The organism is Paenibacillus sp. OT2-17, from assembly GCF_009827695.1.
Lineage (GTDB): Bacteria > Bacillota > Bacilli > Paenibacillales > Paenibacillaceae > Paenibacillus > Paenibacillus polymyxa_B.
The window spans coordinates 1-2231 of sequence record NZ_WUDQ01000588.1; the positions used below are offsets into that span (position 1 = coordinate 1).

Consider the following 2231-nt stretch of genomic DNA (forward strand, 5'->3'; position numbering starts at 1 on the left):
ACGGATATTGGGGTATTCTTTATTCCAATCTACACTTTTCCATACTGCTGGATAATGAGCGATCAACTGTCTGCCTACGCCAAAGGCATCACATCCATTTTCCTGAAGTGTACGGATAATTTGTTCCGCATCCTGGGTCATGATTTCGGAAAGTTGACGGTTCAGACGCTGTACGTTAGCTTTATCTTGAAGATGGTTTCGTGCATATTCAACAATATCGACAGGCAATTTTAGGTTAAGCTCCACATCAATTTGTCCATCGCGCTGAACGTGCACTTTAAGGCTACGTTTGACATTCTGGATTTTAGCCTGATACGTAATAAAGTTTTGCACATCACCGACAGGTCCGGGATGTATCCTTTTTACAAAGCGAGCTGTATTTTTCCACTTTCCAGTCATTAAGACATATAAAACACCTTGCTCACTACTTAGGCTTCCTGTGAATTTTTGTCCGTGAAATAGGGCAATTCCACGTGCTGTAATATCTTCTCCTTCTTTGGAAAGATAGGGAAGTACAAAATCTTGACCCGGATCAAGCATTGGGGGGAGCAGTGTCTCCAGTGTCATTTCCGGGAACATACACATTTCCTCAAGGCTTCTGATTTTTTTGGTTATAAATTCGCCAATCAAGAGGCTACCTATGCTTTTTTGATCTATTATTTCCCCAGCTAATCCATCTACAATAGCTACCTTGACATGGGAAGTCGGATGGTCAGGCTCACGATACAGCACATCCAGATAGGGATATAAATCTTTTCGGGCCAAGCTTGTACCATACAGAATAACTCCGTATTTGAAAAAGCGGATATCCCCGGTTACTTTGGCCCGGATTTTGTCTGTACTTTGCCGAACAGAATGGCCGGTGCCTGAATGAATTTCATTGGTGCTTTTACCTTGATTGCTTTGAGAATCGTCTACAACTTCTAGCGTTTGCAACAACATGCCTTCAGGAGTGAGATCATAAGCCGATGCATTTGCCAATCGGGCATCCTTCAAATTGTCCTGATCCCAGCAGCCTGTTATAAAAATGAGTAGAGTTAGCATTCCAAGCGCTCTGCTCTTTTTTTTCATGTTTCAGGTCCCTCCTTTTTTTTGAAGAGATAGGATAGGATCAGCAGCAGAAAAGGGAACACAATTAGGAAAATATAAGCAGAATTATTGGCTATGGAACCAATAAGCTCGAAATCTTCTCTTCGTTGAGGCAAATAGGCAATACAACATGAGGCGAGCACAACAAAGGGAACCGCCTTTTTGTGACTTTTTTGCTTGAATAGATAGCTTATTCCGTAAGACGCCGCATAATAATATCCACTTATAGCGCCAAAGATCGAAATGAGCCAAATCGGCAGAAAAATAAAATCGACCCGATCCATCGTCCCCAGTGGAATGGATCTGAGCAAATAAATGACTGGCTCCGGCATTAATTCAAGCTGTTGAGGGCTGAATACGGTTGTACAGGTAAATACGGTAAAACAATACAATAGTACCACGATCGCGTTAGCTGCCAGGATTGACTTGAGCTTGCCTATACTATTGCCCTCAACCATGGGAAAGACGACAAGAATGAACTCAAAACCAAACATCGCTAGGAGCGTTTCTTTTGAACCGACAATAATACGGGGCCATCCCGCCTCAGTCAGAGGTAGCAGATAAAGCGGGTTGGACTGCTTTATACCATAGCTAATTAACAGCATCATGGGCAAAATCAGAAATGAGATTAAAACAAGTACTCGGGCAATCGTTCTTAAATTTTCGCGAACCAGGTATATACTGCTAAACAAAAATAGGGCGAGTATAGCCCAACGGGGAGTATATTGCAGCATCCAGCGGTTAATGACGTCATAAGCGTTCACAAGAACCGAGGTACCCATGAGCAGATAGTAAGCAATGTAAGCCACAGTCAATCCTTTTCCAATCCAGGAACCAGTAATCTGGGTTAATATTTGATAAATCGAAGAGGAGGGAAAACGTCTTAGCAGGAGCCAGCACATTAAAATAATGAGTTGAATCAAAAGGCCGCCAATAATGACAGATATCCAACCTCCTCCTTTAGCTGAAAGGCGCATCTGGTAAGGAAGTGACAAAATGTCTACGCCAATCTCAAACTTAATGATGAGAAAAAACAGTTGACCCGATGCAATGGTACTTTCTTTATTCACGTCGTTTCCAGCTCCTAGAGTCGTTCTGCTGCTTCAATTTTTGGGCTTGGGAATCATATGGTCGCTGATGGA

At 42.5% G+C, this 2231-nt stretch carries 2 protein-coding genes; both read right to left on the reverse strand.

Going from position 1 to position 2231, the window contains the following annotated elements; genetic code table 11:
- On the reverse strand, positions 1–1071 hold a 1071-nt coding region (locus GRP75_RS24900), incomplete at its 3' end, for a Ger(x)C family spore germination protein (RefSeq protein ID WP_160790667.1).
- Positions 1068–2159: a GerAB/ArcD/ProY family transporter gene (locus tag GRP75_RS24905; protein ID WP_160790668.1), complete on the reverse strand. Its 1092-nt coding sequence runs from the start codon at positions 2157–2159 to the stop codon at positions 1068–1070. The genes GRP75_RS24905 and GRP75_RS24900, both read right to left, overlap by 4 nt.
- Positions 2160–2231: the final 72 nt, after the last annotated feature.